Genomic DNA, 17,840 nt, shown 5'->3' with positions numbered 1-17,840 from the left:
CAGCACAGGCCCTGCCATCTGGCGGGGCCAACGCCCCTCACTCGCCAAGGAGCACACCATGTCTCGTTGCGCCCTGCTCGCCCCTGCCCTGATCGGTCTCGGCTCTGTTCTCGCCAGCGCCGGCGCCATGGCCGGACAAAACGTTGACTACCAGGTGGACGGTGAAGCCTTCCAGGGCTATTTCGCCCCCGCCACGTCCTCTTCCAAGGGCAGCGTGCTGATCATCCACGACTGGGATGGCCTCACCGACTATGAAAGAAAGCGTGCCGACATGCTCGCCGAGGCGGGCTACGACGCCTTCGCCGTGGACCTCTACGGCGCCGGCAACCGCCCCGAGGAGATCGACGCGCGCAAGGCCGAGATGGCGGTGCTCTACGATGACCGTGAACGCATGCGCCGGCTGACCCTGGCGGGGCTGACCCAGGCCCGTGAACAGGGCGCCGGCGAAGACACCGTGGTGATGGGCTACTGCTTCGGTGGCGCCGTGGTGCTGGAGATGGCCCGCGCCAACGCCGACGAAGGTGTGCGTGGTTTCGCTACCTTCCACGGCGGCCTCGACACACCGGAAGGCCAGGGCTACTCCGCCGATACGCCACCGATCCTGGTCGCCCACGGTGGTGCCGACGCCTCCATCGGCATGGACCAGGTGGCGGCGCTGTCCGAGGAGCTGGAGGCGGCTGGCGCCCCCTATGAGATCCAGGTCTACTCCGGTGCTCCCCACGCCTTCACGGTGTTCGGCAGCGATCGTTACCAGGCTCGGGCCGACCAGGCCTCCTGGGCGGCCTTCCACCAGCTGCTGCGGCGCGCCCTGGAACAGCAGGATCAGGGCTGAACCGCTAGCGTCGTCAACAGCCCGGCCACCTGGAAGCCGCGCCCAGGTGGCCTCTGAGCACCAGAAGGTGTGCAACGGATGAAAACACCGAGGCAGATTATTCGGTAGAATCCGCCTCCATCGTGCCGATCGCCCATTCGATAGCAGTCAACGAGAACATTTTGCTGGCTATCGATGGGTATCGCGTCTTCCCACCTTGCACGGCAGGCCATCCACCCTGTCCTTCTGGAGCCTCCCCATGTCCACCCCCGATCGTTCCCCCGGCCTGTGGCGCCGTATCCCGCTATGGCAGAAGATCCTGGTCGGCCTCGCCCTGGGTGTCCTCGTCGGCACCCTGATGGGCGAAAGCGCCAGCGTGTTCAAGCCCATCGGTGACATCTTCATCAGCGCCATCAAGATGCTGATCGTGCCGCTGGTGTTCTCTACCCTGGTGGTCGGTATCACCGCCATGCGTGACCCCCAGAAGATGGGCCGCATCGGCGCGCGGACCATCGCGCTGTATCTGGTCACCACCGCCTTCGCCATCGCCATCGGCCTGGCCGCCTCCTGGCTGTTTCAGCCTGGCGTTGGCCTCGACATGACCTTCGAGGCCAACCCAGACGCGGCCAAGGAAGCCCCCAGCCTGGTGCAGATCGTGGTCGGCCTGGTGCCCCAGAACCCGGTGGACGCCCTGGCCAGCGGCAATATCCTGCAGATCATCGTGTTCGCCATTGGCCTCGGTGTTTCGCTGACCCTGATCGGCGAGAAGGGCGAGCCGGTGGTCAAGGTGTTCGAAAGCTTCGCCGAGGCCATGGTCAAGCTGACCAGCCTGGTGATGGCGCTGGCGCCCTTCGGCGTGTTCGGTCTGATCGCCCACGTCGCCGGCAGCTACGGCGCCGAGGTGCTGCTGCCCCTGGTCAAGGTGATCGGCGTGGCCTACCTGGCCAGCGTCGTCCACGTGCTGGTGGTCTACTCCGGTCTGCTGTCGCTGCTCGGTCGTCTCAATCCGGTGCGCTACCTGCAGGGCATTCTCGATGCCCTGGTGGTGGCCTATTCGTCGGCGTCCTCGTCCGGCACCCTGCCGGTCTCGCTGCGCTGCGCGACGAAGAACCTCGGCGTGTCCGAGGGTGTCGCCGGCTTCGTGCTGCCGGTGGGCGCCACCATCAACATGGATGGCACCGCCATCTATCAGGGGGTGGTGGCGGTATTCATCGCCCAGTTGATCGGCGTCGACCTGAGCCTGGCCGACTACGGCATGATCATCGTCACCGGCACCCTGGCTTCCATCGGCACCGCCGGTGTCCCGGGCGCCGGCCTGGTGATGCTGTCCATCGTCATGGCCCAGATCGGCCTGCCGCTGGAAGCCCTGGCGGTGGTCGCCGGCGTCGATCGCATCCTCGACATGGCCCGTACCAGCGTCAACGTGGCCGGAGACCTGATGGTCACCACCCTGGTCGGCAAGAGCGAAGGCGAACTCGACGAGAACGTCTACAACGCCGCCAACAAGACCTGACCAGCACCCCGAGCCCCTGCCAGACGACGATGCCCCGGCCAGTTGGCCGGGGCATCGTCGTTCAGGGTTCCGCCAGCATCATCGCTTTCAGCTGTGGCCCTGTTGCTCCTGGCTTGCCGTCTCGCGGGCGTCGAAGTCGGCATCCTGCGTGGCACCAGCGTGTTCAGCCGCGCAGTAAGTGGTGTGATGATTGGCGCAGGGCCCTTCTGCAGGGGCCAGCGGCTCAGCCAGCTTGGCGATCTTGCCGTCGACAACACCTGCCTGAGCGGACAACGGCAGGGCCAAGAGGGCCAATACGAGCAGCGCGTTTCTGGTCTTCATGTTGTGTCTCCTGAGATGGCCGGTAAGGCTCTCTGGCAGCATACAACTTCGCAGACTAATAAAGTGAAACGCTCTGTGGGAGTCTCGCCAGGAATTGTCGAGAAGGGTAGCGAATCGTGTAAAAACTGAACGATATCAATATATTAAAATTCATCCAAGACACCTCGATGGCCACCTCTACGACGCCATGCCAAGCGCAGAACTGCTACGCTGAGGGGATATCCACCCATGTCAGCGACCCGGCGCCAGCCGCTTCGATCGCAGGGAGCACTTCATGACCCCCTCCACGTCCTCTCCCACCCCCTCCTGCTCGTCGTTGACACCCACCAGGCTCTCCGGCAGCCGCCTCGACATCGGCCGTGCCCACGGCAGCCAGCACCGTGAGGCGATCCTTGCCAGCATCGACGTCTACGACCGACTGTTTCATGACCTGGCGGGCCTGCGCTGGCACGAGGCGCGACGCGACGCCGAACGCTTCCTGCCGATGATCGAGCGGCGCTACCCGGCCATCCTCGAGGAGCTAGACGGCATCGCCCAGGGCATCGGCGGTGATCTGGCCGACGTGCTTACCCTCAACTGTCGCAGCGAGGTGTCGCTGACCCGCGCCGGCGGTGGCTGCTCGGCCTTTTCGCTCTATCACGCCGGCCGCCAGTGGCTCGCCCAGAACTGGGACTGGCGCGCCGACCAACTCGACCATCTGGTGATCCTCGAGATCCAGGCTCCCGGCGCGCCGCCGTTGATCAGCGTGGGCGAGGCCGGCATGGTCGGCAAGATAGGACTCAACGCCAATGGCGTCGGAGTCGGACTCAATGCCATCCGCTCGGCGACCTGTGGCGAGGGTCTGCCGATCCATATCGCCCTGCGCGCCATGCTCGAGTGCGAGACCCTCGACGCCGCCCGGCAGATCGCCCACGACGGTGTCTGTGCACCCGCCCACTTCCTGCTGGCCGACGGCAGCGGCCAGGCGGAAGGGCTCGAGGTTCACCCCGGGCAACCGGGAACCATCGCATCGGCTCGCGGGGTCGTCACCCATACCAATCACCTGGTCAGTGACACCGCCACCCACTGGGTCGAGGACTTCCCCAAGCCGGACTCCTGGTCCCGCCTGAGTCGTCTCGACGCGCTGGTCGAGCAACTGCTCGACGACCTGGGTATGGATGGCTCGGGTGCGGATGAGAGGGGGACAGAACGGGGTACAGCGAGCACAGCCCCCAACGAGAGCGCCACCCTCGACGCCGAGCGGTTGTTCGATCTGCTCGGCGATCATACCCCCGGCGAGGACAGCCTGTGTCGCCACTTCGACCCGAGCGTCGCTGAAGCCGAGCGGATGGAAACGCTGTTCAGCGTGGTCATGGACCTGACCGACAAGGTGCTGTGGCTACGCCACGGCAAGCCCTGCCAGACCACCCATTCAATGCGCCTTGTGCCCACCGCCGTGTGACCCTGACGCCTCGCTTCCGTCCCTGCCGAGTTCGCCTTTCAGGTACTGTTCGGTGGTCAGCAGAAACAGCCGCCGAAACAGCTCGTGGATCGCCTCCTCTCGGCGCAGCGAGGCGAGTTCGGGATCCTTCTCTTCGCTGCCCACCTCCTTCGGGTACTTCCACGCCATGCGCATGGAGCCCGAGCTGACGTCGAAGATCTCGAGGGTCGGGTTGGCTCCGTGAAGCGCGGTCTTGATGCGATAGGACATGACGACCTCCTGCAGACGCTGATAGCCCAAAACAATGAGAATCATTAACATTTGAAATATGGTCGTGTTTGGGTGGCCTGTCAAGGCTCGTCCTGATCATCGCTGTTCAGCGACCAGAAGAAGCAGGCGACCGTCGCCATGTCTGTCGCAAGACTCAGCGTGTCAGCAAGGCGCTGATGGCGACACCGGTGTGCATGACGTGTTCGTGCATGTGGCGGCGGGCAAGGTCGGCGTCCCTGGCGATCAAGGCATCGAGGATGGCGCGATGCTCATCGGTGGACTCCTGCCAGCGGCCGAGGCGATTCAGCGCCAGATAACGCGCCCGCTCCAACCGACCCAGCAGGCGCTGGTGGGTTTCCACCAGCACCGGATTGCGCGCCGCCTCGACCAGCAGCGCGTGGATACGGGTATTGGTGGCGAAGTAGCCGTCGCGATCGCCCTTGGCGTGCTGCTTTTCCAGGCGAGTCTGCAGTGAGGCCAGCCGCTTGAGCTCGGTCTCTGTCATGCGCCCGGCCGCCAGTTCCACCGCCATGGCCTCGAGCCCGGCCTCGACCTCGAACAGATGACGCAGCTCGTCACCATCAAGCAGGGTGACCAGGGCGTTGCGATTGCGCCGCAGGGTCACCAGGCCTTCACCCGCCAGCTGATTCAAGGCATCGCGCAGGGGCGTGCGCGAGATGCCCAGACGCCGACACAGAGCCGGCTCCAGCAGACGCTCCCCCGGGGCCAGCTCACCGTGGACGATCAGCCCCTTGAGCAAGTCGTAGGCTTCATCGGCCAGGGACGGCGCCTGGATGCGGCGGCGGTGAGGCGCTCGCTGACGCGCGCCTCTCTCGGAGGGTGAAGCGACGGTGGCGTCGTCGGTTGTCGACGTCATGGGCAGGATCCAGCGACCGGTGAGGGAAAGGAACAAGGATAGGGCCAGCGTCCAAGTATAGCGACGGGGCTGGCCCGGAGACGAGAGGTCAGCGCCGGCCGATCAGCGTTGCCAGCTCCCTGCTCAAGCCCTTGTGCGGCTTGTCGGGGGGTGCGGCGTAGCTGCCGACGGTGGCCTTGGCGCGACCGAGATCGACCAGCGCCTGGGCCTGGGTGATGGCGCAGGTCACGCCGTCCAGCGCCGGCACCGGCAGCTCGGCGGCGACCTGGCGGGCCAACCCCGCCAACGGGGCCCCGGCCAGGATCAGCACATCGGCGCCGTCCTCTCTGACCGCCTGTTCGGCCAGCTCGATCAGGCGCCCGCCCTGGTCCTGCTGCACGCTACCGATGGCCGCCAGAGGTTCATCCAGGGCGCGGATACTGGCCAGCCGCGAGCCCAGGCCGTAGCTGTCCACGGTTTCGCGGTACCAGGCCTGGATGCGCTGGGAGATGGCGATGATCGAGAAACGCCCGCCGTACTGACAGGCGCTCATCAGCGCCGCTTCGGTCAGCCCCACCACCGGGATCGGCAGGGCCTCGCGCAACGCGGGCAGACCGGGATCGCCGAAGGCGGCCACCACCACAGCGTCGTGGCCGGGGTAGCGCTCGGCGGCGAGACCCAGGGTCGCATAGCCGCCGATCAGCGCCTCGGCGCGGGTCTCGATGTAGGCCACACCGAAGGGCGCGGTGGCGATGCTCAGCTCGCTGCCCGGGCGCAGGCTTGCCCGTGCTTCACGCTCGATCAGCGCACTGACGTCGTCTGAGATATTGGGATTGATGACCAGAAGCTTCATGGCAGTCTCTTTGTAGTGGGCCGGTCCGAGGCGGCGGATGCGACACCTCGGCCTTTTCGTAGCTTGTCGTTCGGTCGATGCCGTACTTCAGTCGCCAGTACCTCAGACGTCAGTACCTCGATCATTCAGTACCCCAGTGCCCGCGGCAGCCAGGTGACCAGCGAGGGGAAGGCGATACACGCCACCAGCACCACGTACTGGAAGACGATGAAGGGCCAGGCGCTCTTCATCAGCTCGTTCAGGCTGATATTGGAGATGCCGCACATCACGAACAGCAGCACCCCCACCGGCGGCGTCATCATGCCCACCACCAGGTTCATCACGAACAGAAAGCCGAACAGCAGCGGATCGATGCCGTAGGACAGCGCGATCGGTGCCAGCAGAGGCACCAGCATGATGTAGGCGGCGTTGGACTCGACGAACATGCCGACCAGGATCAACAGCCCCATCACCAGCAGAAGGAACATCAGCGGGTCGCTGGTCAGCCCCTGCAGGGCGCTGGTCAGACGCATCGGCACCAGATCGATGGTGAAGGCAAAGGTCATGGTCGAGGCGAAGGCGATCAGCGCCCCCACCATGGCGGCGGTGACCGCGGCGTTGAACATCGCCCGCGGCAGGTGCGACAGGCGTAGCTGGCGGGTGACGAAGAAGCCGATCACCAGCGCGTAGAGCACGGCAATGCCGGCCCCCTCCGTCGGGGTGAAAGCACCGGCGACGATGCCGCCGACCACGACGATCGGCATCAGCAGAATGGGCAGCGCCCGCCAGGTCTGCACCAGCACGTGGCGCAGCCCGATGACTCCGCCGGCCAGCGGATAGCCACGGCGCATCGACAGGAAGCTGGCCAGGCCCATGAAGCCCAGCGCCAGCACCAGTCCCGGCACGATACCCGCCATGAACAGCCCGCCTACCGAGACGCTGGAGCCGGCCATCAAGGCGTAGACGATCATCGCGTTGCTGGGCGGGATGATCGCCCCCAGGTTGGCCGCCGAAGCGACCACCGCGCTGCTGTAGCCGGTGTCGTACTGCTGACGCATGGACGGCACCAGCGAACTGCCCAGGGCGCTGGCACTGGCCACCGCCGCCCCGCTGACCGCCGCCAGCACCATGCCGGCGACGATCGCCACGTGGGCGAGCCCACCGTGGACGCGGCCGATCAACGAGTTGGCGAAATCGACCAGGCGCTGAAGAATCCCTGCCGCCACCATCAACTCGCCGGCCAGCATGAACAACGGAATCGCCATCAGCGGAAAGCTGTCCACCGAGTGCATCATGCGCTGTGGCAGCACCGCCAGGTCCATGCCGCCAACGACCAGCCCCACCAGCGAGGCAAGGCCCAGGGCAAAGGCCAGCGGCATACGCAGAAGCGCCAGTACCGCAAAGCTCAGAATAATCGCCAGGGTCATGGGCGCACCTCCTCACCGCGGTCATGGCCTGAGTCGGGTCCAACCGGGGCGGAAGGCAGCGGCTCAAGCTCCAGGCACTGGGCGATCAGATGCAGCGCACAGTGGATCGCCGAGATCAGCACCGCGATATAGAACACCGCCGCAGTGATCGGCATGGTTGGCATCAGCTGCGGCCACTTGTCGATCACCGCACCGGTTCCCACCACCCCCAGGATCACCATCAGTACCACCCCCAACGCCGCCATCAGCTGGGCCAGCCGGCGCTGGGCGCCGGCGGGCAAGTGGCTGACAAGGGCATCGATACCGACGTGGATGCCACTCTTGATACCGTGGGGAATGGCCAGAAAGATCGCCCACACAAAGCACAACCGGGACAGCTCATCGGCGGAGTCGATACTGGTGCCGAGCAGGTAGCGTGCCACCACCTGGGCGCACACCAGCACCGTCATCAGGCCCATGGCCAGCAGGATGGCGTAGTAGGAGCCACGGTCCAGCCATGCCAGCAGATGCAGGAAATGGCGCCGAACCGGATGGCCCGCGTGGGCCTCCAGGCGTTGCCAGGCCCGTGTCATGCCCCCAGCTCCTCGAGCACCTTGTCGACCAGCTCAGCGCCGAGCTTTTCGCGCAGATCATCCACTACGCTCTGGCTGGCCTCGCGCAGGGCCGCGCGGGTCTCGTCGCTGATCGGAGTGAACTGCATGCCGCGCTCGATCAGCGTCTCGCGGGCCTGGGTATCCTCGGCCGCCGCGGTCTCACGCTGCCAGGCCACCGCCTCGTCCATGGCCGCCATCAAGGTGGCACGCTGGTCGTCGCTCAGGTCTTCGAACTTGTCGCGATTGGCGACCACCACGATGTAGTCGTAGAAGTGGCCGGTATCGGACAGGTACGGCTGCACCTCGTCCAGACGCTTGGTCTCGATGATGCTGTAGGGGTTCTCCTGACCATCGAGTACCCCCTGCTGCAGCGCGCCGTAGACCTCCTTGATGTCCATCGACACCGGATTGGCACCGATGGCGCGGAAGGTGTCTAGGTGGGTCTGGTTGGGCTGCAGGCGGATCTTCAGGTCCTGAAAGTCCTCGATCGACTCAAGCGGCCGCTCGGCGTTGGTGACGTGGCGGAAGCCAAGCTCCATGTAGCCCAGCGCCACGAACCCGGCCTCGGCGAGCTTCTCGTCGAGCAGCTCGCCGACCTCGCCGTCGATCAGCGCAAAGGCGTCCTCGCGGCTGTCGAAGGCGAACGGCAGGCTCAGCGCCTCGAGTTCCGGCACGGTACGCGACAGGTAGGAGATGCCGATCCAGCTGCCCATGATGGCGCCGGAACTGACCTGATCGAGATTCTCGCCGGCGCCGCCAAGCTGCATGTTGGGGAACAGCTGGGCTGTCAGATCGCCATCGCTCTGCTCCGCCAGGGTCTCGGCGAAGCGCACCATGGCGCGACTGCTGGAGTGATCATCGGTGAAGTTGCCGCCAAAGCGCAGGTCTTCGGCCTGGGCCAGCAGCGGTGTGCAAAGACCCAGGGCCAGCGCGCCGGCACCCAGCAGGGAAAGACGGGAGGGAGTCGTCATGTCGCAATCCTTGTTGTTGGTATTGGGTAAGGAATCGGTGATGGAACGCTCAAGCGAGCCCACCTGCTTTGACCTTAGTCGAACACACTCAAGAATTCCAAATCTTGAATACTATTTTTTTTAAACACTTTATTTATCAGATAGTTATTGTTTTCCAATTCAGCAAGAAGCGACTTATGACATGCGGAGGCCATGCGGAAGGAGATCTTCCGGGCGCCGAGCCGTGGGTGGCGAACCATGGGTGGCAAGCCGTGCACGGCGGGGAGTGTCCGGTAGCAAGGAGCAGTGAGACCAAGCCCCTTGATGCAGGGCTTGAGGGGAGGCTCGAAGGGAAAAGAGCCCTGGGAAAAGGGGCTCGAGGGCAAAGGTTTAGGAGAAAGCGTTCGGGAGAAAAGGTTCGGCAGAAAGGGTTCGGGGGACGGCGCGGCCAGCACCTGCGGCCCCTCGCCAGGCAACGCTCGCGGTCAGTCGTCGCCAGCGTTGTCGGGCAGCCCCTGCAGCACGGCCTGGCCGGTCTTGCGCATATGCAGGCTCAGGGCCTCGGACAGCGCCTGGGCGTCCCGCGCCTCAAGCGCCTCGACGAAGTAGCTGTGCTCGCGAGCGGACTCCTCCCAGCGGCTGGCGTCCAGGTTGGCCATGTAGCGCGCCCGGGTAATACGCAACGTCAGCGATTGCTCCAGGTCCTTCAGCACCCGATTGCCGGACAGGTCCGCCAGACGCTGGTGAATGCGTTGATTGAGGGCAAAGTAGCGCTTGCGCTGATTGTCCGCGAAATAGCCCATCATCTCGTCATGGAGTCGGCGGATCTCGGCGATGTCAGCATCAGAGGCGCGCACCGCCAGCAGGTTGCCCGCCAGCGACTCCAGTGCCGCCATGACCTCGAACAGATCACGTACCTCGTCACGATCCACCCTGGTCACCCGGGCCCCACGATGGGGCAGCATCTCGACCAAGCCTTCGCTGGCCAGCACCTTGAGCGCCTGGCGCAGTGGCGTCGGCGACACCCCAAAGGCCTCGCACAGCGGTTTTTCCGCGATCCGGCTGCCGGGGGCCAGCTCTCCTTCCAGTACCATTTCGCGCAGGCGCTCGGCCACCGCCTCGTAAAGGCTCGAGCGCTTGAGCGGCGCCGGGCGAGGCGGTGACAGCACGTCCTGATCCAGGGACTCGTTCATGGCGGCTCCTTTTGCTCCTCGGTGCTCCTGGGTGCTCATGCTGACTGCTTGCGGAGGACTCGGGCGTCGCTTCAGCCCACAGCGCCCTGGAGCGGGCACCGAGTGCTCAGCACGCCGACCATCGACCACCAGCACTCAACAAAGCGCTGAAATCAAAGTTGTTTCCACCCCCCATCGAAGATCCCAAGGCGCGGATTCCACGACGGTCGCCAGGTGTTCACTGCCGCCTTCACAGCAAGATGTCACGGCGATTGATGCAGTGTACTTGCAAAAACTCGATGTTATGCAATGCTGAAAAGGTCGTAGAAATTTGGAATTCCGAATTTCTTTCAAGATTCAGTGTAGCGCGCCACAGGCAAGACCGGCCACCGCCGATCCGCCTCCGGGGCACGCCCCACACAACAACAACACGACCTTGCACAGGATCGCCACGCCCATGCAACGCACCCTTCTCGGAATGCTGACCCCCTCGTCGAACACCGTGCTGGAGCCCTACACCAGCGCCATCCTGCGAGACCTCATGCCAGCGGTCAGTGCCCACTTTCAGCGCTTCACGGTCAAGGAAATCTCGCTGAGCGAGGCGGCCCTGGCCCAGTTCGACCCCGCACCACAGCTTGACGCCGCCCGCCTGCTCAGCGATGCCCGCATGGACGTGATCGCCTGGAATGGCACCTCCTCGAGCTGGCTCGGGTTCGACGCCGACCGCCGCCTGTGCGCCGCTATCACCGAAGCCACCGGCATACCGGCGACCAGCAGCGTGCTGGCGCTCAACGAGGTGCTCGAGCGCTCCGGGGTCAAGCGTCTAGGGCTGGTCACCCCATACCTTGACGACATCCAGACCGCCATCGTCGACAACTACCGGCGTGAAGGAGTCGAGGTGGTGGCCGAGCGTCACCTCAACGACCGCGGCAACTTCTCGTTCTCCGAATACGATGAGCAGACCCTGGCCGAGATGGTCCGCGAGGTCGCCCGAGCCGAGCCGGAGGCGATCACCATCCTGTGCACCAACCTGCGCGGGGCCGGCATCGTCGAGGAGCTGGAGCGGGAACTCGGTATTCCCATCTACGACTCGGTCAGCGTCACCGTGTGGAAGAGCCTGCTGCTGGCAGGCCAGGACCCCAGCGCCATCAACGGCTGGGGCCAGCTGTTTCACGACCCTCGGCTCGGCTGACACTCCCCTGCCCTCTCGACAGAAACAGCAATAGCAACATCAGCACCTGCAACAACCACCAACAACAAGATGAGGTTCTCCCATGACGACTCCCACCCTCGTGACGGCGACCCGCCGGCTTACCCTCGGCGCCCTGATCGCCGCCCCCCTGCTGGTGGCCACCAGCCAGGCCCAGGCCGAAACCCTGCTGCGAGTAGCCGGCAATTTCTCCGGCAACAAGCTGCACGTGGACAACGTGGAGCGGCCCTTCTTCGCCGAGCTCGATGCCCGTGACGACCTGGCGGTGAGCTACAACCCGATGGACGCCATCGGCGTGGAAGCCGCGGACGCCCTGCGCAACATACGCTCCGGTGCCTTCGACGTGATGTCGGTGCAGATCGGTATGGCCTCCCGCGACGAGCCGTTCTTCGAGGGCATCGATCTGGCCGGGGTCACCGCCGACCTGGACCAGCAGCGCGAGGCGGTGGACGCGTTCCGCGCCGACTTCGACGCCCGCCTGCAGGAACGCTTCAACGCCAAGCTGATGACGCTGTGGCCATTCGGCCCGCAGATGATGTTCTGCAACGGTGACATCAACGGTGCCGACGACCTGGCGGGCAAGAAGGTGCGGGTGTTCACGCCGTCGATGTCACGGCTGGTGGAAGGACTCGGCGCGGTGCCGGTGACGCTGCAGTTCAGCGAGGTCTACCTGGCGCTGCAGCGCGGCGTCGCCGACTGCGGAGTGACCGCACCGTCGGCCGGCAGTAACGGCAAGTGGCCGGAGGTGACCGATCACTTCGTGCCGCTGCCGCTGTCCTACTCGGTGCAGGGCCACTTCATGAACCTGGACACCTGGAACGGCTTCGACGCCGAGCAGCAGGCGTCGCTGAGCGAAGCCTTCGCCCGCCTCGAGGACCAGATGTGGGACCTGGCCTACACCGTCAACGACGATGCCATCGCCTGCAATACCGGTCAGCCGAGCTGCAAGAACCACACCGCCTACGACATGACCCTGGTGGACATCGACGAGGACTCCCGCGCGCGCATCGAACAGATCACCTCCGAGGCGGTGCTGCCGGTGTGGGCGGAGACCTGCGACGCCCGCTACCCCGAGTGCACCGCGCTGTGGAACGCAAGCGTCGGCGAGGTCACCGGCCTGAGCGCCAGCGCGCCCTGAGCGGCGGCTGATCGACCCTGTCGCCCACGACCAGGGGCCGCCCATGCGGCGGCCCCGACCCCAGGAGCATCCCGATGTCCGATTCCCGTCCCTCCGGTGCGCATCCGCCACCCGACGCCAGATCGCCCGGCGCTTCATCCGTTGCCGCCTCGACGGCTGCATCGCCGGACTCCCGGCTCGACCGGGGACTCACCCGACTGTCCCGCGGTGCCGCTCTGGCCGCCGGCTACGGCGCGCTGTTGCTGTCTGCGCTGATCACCTTCGAGGTGCTGGCGCGCAAGTTCTTCGCCTTCTCGCTGCAGGGGGTCGACGAGATCGGTGGCTATGTGCTGGCTATCGGTGTCGCCTTCAGCTTCGCCTTCGCCCTGACCCAGCGCGCCCATACCCGGGTCGACGTCCTGCTGACGCGACTGCCGCCCCGGCTGCGCGCCCTGCTCAACCTGGTGGCGCTGGTGCTGTTGTGCGTGTTTTCGCTGTTTATGTTGTGGCGGGCGGGCGCGACCCTGGGCGAGACCCTGGAGTTCTCCAGCCTGGCCAGCACCCCACTGCAGACCCCGCTGTGGATCCCCCAGTCGCTGTGGCTGATCGGGCTTTCGGTGTTCGCCATCGTCACCCTGCGCGCCGCCGTCCGGGCCGGAGTCCAGCTGGCGCGCGGCCAGATCGACGCGCTCAACGCCGGCTGCGACCCGCTCAGCGCCGATGACGAGCTCGACGAGGCACGCCGCCACTATGTTGCAGCGGAGGCTGCCACGCCTGGCCATTCGGCGGATGGCCAGATAGCCGGCCGGGAGAAGACACCATGATCTCCGTCACCGAGGTACTGCTGGGCTTTGGCCTGATGATTTCCATGATGGCGCTGGGCATCCATGTGGCGGTGGCCATCTTCACCACCGCCGCCCTCGGCGCCATGCTCTACCTGGGTACCCCGCTGCTGTTCTCCTTCGGCGACCTGCTGTGGGGCACCCTCAACGACTTCATCCTGACCGCCATTCCGCTGTTTATCCTGCTCGGCGAGCTGCTGCTGCGGGCCGGCATCACCGAGCGCATGTACTCGGCGCTGTCGGTGTGGCTCAACCGCCTGCCTGGCGGTCTGCTGCACACCAACATCGGCGCCTCATCGGTGTTCGCCGCCATGTCCGGCTCGTCGGTGGCCACCGCCGCCACCATCGGCACCGTGGCCCTGCCGGCCTTCGCCGAGCGCGGCTACAGCGAGCGCCTGGCGCTGGGCACCCTGGCCGCAGGGGCGACGCTCGGCATCCTGATTCCACCCAGCATCAACATGATCATCTACGGGGCGATCACCAACACCTCCATCGGCGCCCTGTTTATCGCCGGTATCGTGCCCGGGCTTGCCCTGGCGGCCACCTTCATGCTGGTGATCATGGGCATGAGCCTGCTGCGCCCCGGGGTCGCCGGCGAGCGCGAGCCGCGCGTGCCGCTGGCCCAACGTCTGCGCTCGCTGGTCGATCTGCTGCCGCCGGCGTTCGTCTTCGCCATCGTCATCGGCAGCATCTACAGCGGCTGGGCGACCCCCACCGAGGCCGCCGCCCTGGGGGTGGTGGCAGCACTGCTGCTCGCGGCGCTCAACCGCAAGCTGACCATCGCCATGCTTCACGAGTGCTTTCTGTCCATGGCACGTACCACCGCCATGATCATGCTGATCATCTCTGCGGCGTTCTTTCTCAACTATATCGTCGGCATTCTCGGCATCCCCTTCGCCCTGACCCAGTGGGTCTCGGAACTGGGACTGTCGCCGCTGGGGCTGATCCTCGCACTGGTGGTGTTCTACCTGGTGCTGGGCTGCTTTCTCGAGACCCTGTCGATGATGATCGCCACCGTACCCATCGTGGTGCCCATGGTGGTGCAGTTCGGCTTCGATCCGGTGTGGTTCGGCGTATTTCTGGTGATCATGATGGAAATCTCGTTGATCACCCCGCCCATCGGCATGAACCTCTACGTGGTGCAGGGGGTGCGCGGACGCGGCTCGATCGTCGACGTGATGATCGGCAGCCTGCCCTTCCTCGCGGTGATGCTCGCCTTCGTCGCCCTGATCACCGCATGGCCGGCCATCGTGCTGTGGCTGCCGGGGGTGATGGGATGATCGGCGATATCCGCCACGCCTTGGCACCAAGCACCTGAACAACAATGAATAACTCCGGCGCGAGCCGGTCTCTGGAGAGCAAGATGCAACGCCTCGATACTCTGATCACCAACGCCACCGTGATCACCGCCGCCGACCGCTTTGTCGCCGATATCGGCATTCGCGACGGGCGTATCGTCGCCCTCGGCGAAGGACTCGCCGAGGGTGCAGGCCCAGTCGGCGAGACCATCGACGCCAGCGGCCTGTGGGTGATGCCCGGCGGCATCGACGCCCACTGCCACCTGGCCCAGCCGCTGGGTGACGGCGCGGTGATGGCAGATGACTTCGCCAGCGGTACCCGCTCGGCGGCGGCCGGTGGCACCACCACGGTGATTCCCTTCGCGGCCCAGTTCAAGGGACAGTCGCTGCGCGCGGCGGTGGAGGACTACCACCGCGAGAGCGACGGCAAGGCGATGATCGACTACGCCTTTCACATGATCGTCACCGACCCCAACCAGACGGTGCTGCGCGAGGAGCTGCCGGCGCTGATCGAGGAGGGTTACAGCTCGTTCAAGATCTACCTGACCTACGATGACCTGAAGCTCAACGACCGCGAGGTGCTCGAAGTGCTGGCGCTGGCCCGCCGCGAGGGCGCCATGGTCATGGTCCACGCCGAAAACGCCGACTGCATCGCCTACCTGACCGAACTGCTGGAAGCCCAGGGCCACACCGCCCCGCGCTACCACGCCGAGGCCCACTCCTCCATCGCCGAACGCGAGGCCACCCACCGCGCGATCTCGCTGGCCGAGCTGATCGACGTACCGCTGCTGATCGTCCACGTTTCCGGCTCCCAGGCGATCGAACAGATCCGCTGGGCCCAGAGCCGTGGCCTGCGGGTCTACGGCGAGACCTGCCCCCAGTACCTGATGCTGACCGCCGATGACCTGGACCAGGACGGCTTCGAAGGCGCCAAGTGCGTGTGCAGCCCACCGCCCCGAGACCCGGCGGCCCAGCAGGCGGTGTGGGAGGCGCTGGAAAGCGGTGTTTTCCAGGTGTTCTCGTCGGACCATGCGCCCTTCCGCTACGAGGACGACAAGGGCAAGAAGCTGCATGGCGAGGAGGCGAGTTTTTCCTGCATCCCCAACGGTATTCCGGGGCTCGAGACGCGCCTGGCGATCCTGTTCTCGGAGGGCGTGGTCAAGCAGCGCATCGACGCCACCCGCTTCGTCGCGCTGACCGCCACCAACCCGGCCAAGATCTACGGCCTTTATCCGCGCAAGGGCACCATCGCCGTGGGCAGCGACGCCGACCTGACCCTATGGGACCCCGAGGCCCGGGTCACGGTGCGCAACGACGATCTGCACCACGCGGTGGACTACACCCCCTACGAAGGCCTGGAGCTGACCGGGCGGGTGGTCATGGCGCTGTGCCGAGGCCAGGTCGTCGCCCGCGACGGCAAGCCCTGCGGCCAAGCCGGTGACGGCCAGTTCCTGCGCTGCGACAAGCCCACCCCGGCTAGGCCCAGAGGGCAGGCCAAGGGGTTCTAGGCTTCATACAAAAAGTCGACGAGCGATGGCTAGACAAGGCAAGAATCGGCTACAAACCGCCTGATGTGAAGTTTGTGGCCGATTAGGAGAGATGGTGTCTAGGCAACATCCAGCAGAGAACCTGAGGACTGGCACCATGGCTGCTACGCTCAACCATGTTGTGCTCGGCGCTTGCGTCCTCAGGCGACTCCTGCGGGCCGACGGCCCCTCGTGGAGACCAGGACCCCATGGAGCTACAATGAATGTCAGACATCATCGGGAGAAGGCACTGCTGGAGGCATCTGAAAAGGTCACCACAGGGGTCATCATTGGCTCTACCATTGGCGCCCTGATCAACCCCAGGGCCCAGATGGCCACTTCCCTGGTCGCCATTGGGCTTGGCATGCTGCTGATGGCACTGATCGCGTACCGGCTAGGCTCCCTTCGAGCCAATGAGGACGCGACAGAGGAGGGTAAGGCATGACACTCAACGAACTCCTGCTTGGCGCCGCCATCGGCCTGTCGCCTGCACTGGTCTATCTGGTCGGCATGCTGATCATGCGCCTTCAGGACCTGCGCAGGCATCCGTAACTCGACCGACACCCCTGGTTCTGGTGATATCAACAGGCACGCCCCGGTGGGCCTGTTACTATTGGCTATAGGCCTGGCCACAGTGACCCTGGCGGGGATTGCCACTTACCTCGGTCATCTACGCGCGGCCGAAGACGCCGTCAAAGGAGGCAGCTCATGAGTCACAATGCCGCCATCATTGTCCTGGGGCTCATGCCCGCCGTCGTTTTCGGCGTGAGCTTGCTACTGATTCGCTGGCGATACCGCTAGCCCCAGATCTTTCTTCGCGTTCACAGAGCCCACAGCCACCCTCTCGCCTCGTGGACTCTGGCGCCATTTGGCCCCGTACCTGTAAGGAATGGAGTCCCGCCGGTGGTTAAGTCCACATCGATCTCGGTTAATCCCTGCTAATGCCGGGAACGGCGTTCTGCTCTGACCTGGGCAACGTGCCCGGCCGGTTGATCCCCGCGCCTGCGGGGAATGGTCGCCACTCTCGACCACGTACCGCATCACGCCCGGTTGATCCCCGCGCCTGCGGGGAACAGGTGTGTCGTAAAAACGAGCCTGAGCACCCGCCCGGTTGATCCCCGCGCCTGCGGGGAACGGCTGGTCGCCCGGCAGGCTGCACTGCACCTCGTCGGTTGATCCCCGCGCCTGCGGGGAACGGCTGATAGCGCTCGATATGCTCCGCGCAGAACGCGGTTGATCCCCGCGCATGCGGGGGAACGGATCGAAAGCAACACTACTAGTGGCAGATACGCCGGTTGATCCCCGCGCCTGCGGGGAACGGATCACGGCGATGATGCTTGTAGGGGGTTCAGGCGGTTGATCCCCGCGCCTGCGGGGAACGGGCACTGCTTTGTGGTCTCTCGCATCATCCGTCCGGTTGATCCCCGCGCCTGCGGGGAACGGGACCTGGAGCAGGTGCGGGTGCTGCGCGACGACGGTTGATCCCCGCGCCTGCGGGGAACGGGAGATCACCGCCGTACTGTGTCAGACCGACGCCGGTTGATCCCCGCGCCTGCGGGGAACGGAAGGCGTTCAAGGACATCGGCGTCTACTCAACCGGTTGATCCCCGCGCCTGCGGGGAACGGTGAGGACGGGTACGATAAGGGAAAGCGTCGGCCGGTTGATCCCCGCGCCTGCGGGG

Annotated in this window: 17 protein-coding genes and 1 CRISPR repeat array (1 of these 18 running past the window's edge); of the genes, 9 read left to right on the top strand and 8 right to left on the bottom strand. The window is 65.4% G+C overall.

The annotated features are described in order from the left end of the window. Positions 1-58 precede the first annotated feature (58 nt). Together EBB56_RS20865 and EBB56_RS20860 are read left to right on the top strand one after the other, a co-directional pair. Positions 59-832, top strand: coding sequence for a dienelactone hydrolase family protein (locus EBB56_RS20865; protein WP_124805242.1), 774 nt, complete (start codon positions 59-61; stop codon positions 830-832). A gap of 238 nt (positions 833-1,070) precedes the next feature. Then, positions 1,071-2,324: a dicarboxylate/amino acid:cation symporter gene (locus tag EBB56_RS20860; protein ID WP_045992397.1), complete on the top strand. Its 1,254-nt coding sequence runs from the start codon at positions 1,071-1,073 to the stop codon at positions 2,322-2,324. Positions 2,325-2,411: 87 nt separating this feature from the next. Here EBB56_RS20860 and EBB56_RS20855 read toward each other — a convergent pair whose 3' ends face one another. After that, positions 2,412-2,645, bottom strand: a complete 234-nt coding sequence (locus tag EBB56_RS20855; RefSeq protein WP_045992398.1) for a hypothetical protein — start codon at positions 2,643-2,645, stop codon at positions 2,412-2,414. Positions 2,646-2,919: 274 nt separating this feature from the next. On the opposite strand from EBB56_RS20855, the gene EBB56_RS20850 reads away from it, so the two are divergent. Further along, a complete protein-coding gene (locus EBB56_RS20850) occupies positions 2,920-4,086 on the top strand; it encodes a C45 family peptidase (protein WP_124805241.1) in 1,167 nt (388 codons plus the stop codon). Here the strand turns inward: EBB56_RS20850 and EBB56_RS20845 are convergent. The 7 genes from EBB56_RS20845 to EBB56_RS20815 form a co-directional block, all read right to left on the bottom strand. Continuing rightward, positions 4,057-4,335 (bottom strand): hypothetical protein, encoded by a 279-nt coding sequence (locus EBB56_RS20845; protein ID WP_124805240.1) that lies wholly within the window; start codon positions 4,333-4,335, stop codon positions 4,057-4,059. The genes EBB56_RS20850 and EBB56_RS20845 overlap by 30 nt on opposite strands. A 154-nt stretch (positions 4,336-4,489) precedes the next feature. After that, positions 4,490-5,212 (bottom strand): GntR family transcriptional regulator, encoded by a 723-nt coding sequence (locus tag EBB56_RS20840; protein ID WP_124805239.1) that lies wholly within the window; start codon positions 5,210-5,212, stop codon positions 4,490-4,492. An 88-nt stretch (positions 5,213-5,300) separates the two neighbouring features. Beyond that, a complete protein-coding gene (locus EBB56_RS20835; RefSeq protein WP_045992402.1) occupies positions 5,301-6,044 on the bottom strand; it encodes an aspartate/glutamate racemase family protein in 744 nt (247 codons plus the stop codon). A 125-nt stretch (positions 6,045-6,169) separates the two neighbouring features. Further along, positions 6,170-7,450: a TRAP transporter large permease gene (locus tag EBB56_RS20830; protein WP_108132155.1), complete on the bottom strand. Its 1,281-nt coding sequence runs from the start codon at positions 7,448-7,450 to the stop codon at positions 6,170-6,172. Next, positions 7,447-8,022, bottom strand: coding sequence for a TRAP transporter small permease (locus tag EBB56_RS20825; protein WP_124805238.1), 576 nt, complete (start codon positions 8,020-8,022; stop codon positions 7,447-7,449). Before EBB56_RS20825 ends, EBB56_RS20830 begins: the two co-directional genes overlap by 4 nt. After that, positions 8,019-9,014 (bottom strand): TRAP transporter substrate-binding protein, encoded by a 996-nt coding sequence (locus tag EBB56_RS20820; protein ID WP_124805237.1) that lies wholly within the window; start codon positions 9,012-9,014, stop codon positions 8,019-8,021. Before EBB56_RS20820 ends, EBB56_RS20825 begins: the two co-directional genes overlap by 4 nt. Positions 9,015-9,478: 464 nt before the next feature. Beyond that, on the bottom strand, positions 9,479-10,186 hold the full coding sequence (locus EBB56_RS20815) for a GntR family transcriptional regulator (RefSeq protein ID WP_045992404.1): 708 nt from the start codon (positions 10,184-10,186) through the stop codon (positions 9,479-9,481). Positions 10,187-10,622: 436 nt separating this feature from the next. On the opposite strand from EBB56_RS20815, the gene EBB56_RS20810 reads away from it, so the two are divergent. The 6 genes from EBB56_RS20810 to EBB56_RS20785 all read left to right on the top strand — a co-directional run bounded on the left by EBB56_RS20810 (position 10,623) and on the right by EBB56_RS20785 (position 16,603). Continuing rightward, positions 10,623-11,357 (top strand): aspartate/glutamate racemase family protein, encoded by a 735-nt coding sequence (locus EBB56_RS20810; RefSeq protein WP_124805236.1) that lies wholly within the window; start codon positions 10,623-10,625, stop codon positions 11,355-11,357. 82 nt (positions 11,358-11,439) lie between these two features. Then, a complete protein-coding gene (locus EBB56_RS20805) occupies positions 11,440-12,513 on the top strand; it encodes a TRAP transporter substrate-binding protein (RefSeq protein ID WP_124805235.1) in 1,074 nt (357 codons plus the stop codon). 74 nt (positions 12,514-12,587) lie between these two features. Next, complete coding sequence (locus EBB56_RS20800; protein WP_124805234.1) at positions 12,588-13,316, top strand: TRAP transporter small permease subunit; 729 nt, start codon at positions 12,588-12,590, stop codon at positions 13,314-13,316. Next, positions 13,313-14,614 carry a TRAP transporter large permease gene (locus tag EBB56_RS20795; protein WP_108132151.1) on the top strand — a complete coding sequence of 434 codons (1,302 nt, stop codon included), beginning with the start codon at positions 13,313-13,315 and terminating at the stop codon, positions 14,612-14,614. The genes EBB56_RS20800 and EBB56_RS20795 overlap by 4 nt, the downstream gene beginning before the upstream one ends. 44 nt (positions 14,615-14,658) lie before the next feature. Then, positions 14,659-16,140 (top strand): dihydropyrimidinase, encoded by a 1,482-nt coding sequence (hydA, locus tag EBB56_RS20790; protein ID WP_124805233.1) that lies wholly within the window; start codon positions 14,659-14,661, stop codon positions 16,138-16,140. Positions 16,141-16,378: 238 nt separating this feature from the next. After that, complete coding sequence (locus EBB56_RS20785) at positions 16,379-16,603, top strand: hypothetical protein (RefSeq protein ID WP_108132150.1); 225 nt, start codon at positions 16,379-16,381, stop codon at positions 16,601-16,603. A 541-nt stretch (positions 16,604-17,144) separates the two neighbouring features. Then, positions 17,145-17,840: a CRISPR direct-repeat array (repeat unit 29 nt; unit sequence CGGTTGATCCCCGCGCCTGCGGGGAACGG); it runs 1,409 nt beyond the window's last position.

Source organism: Halomonas sp. YLB-10 (assembly GCF_003856855.1).
GTDB classification, from domain to species: Bacteria; Pseudomonadota; Gammaproteobacteria; order Pseudomonadales; family Halomonadaceae; genus Halomonas; species Halomonas litopenaei.
Note: the sequence above shows the minus strand (reverse complement) of the source record. Positions and strands in the feature narration are given on the sequence as shown.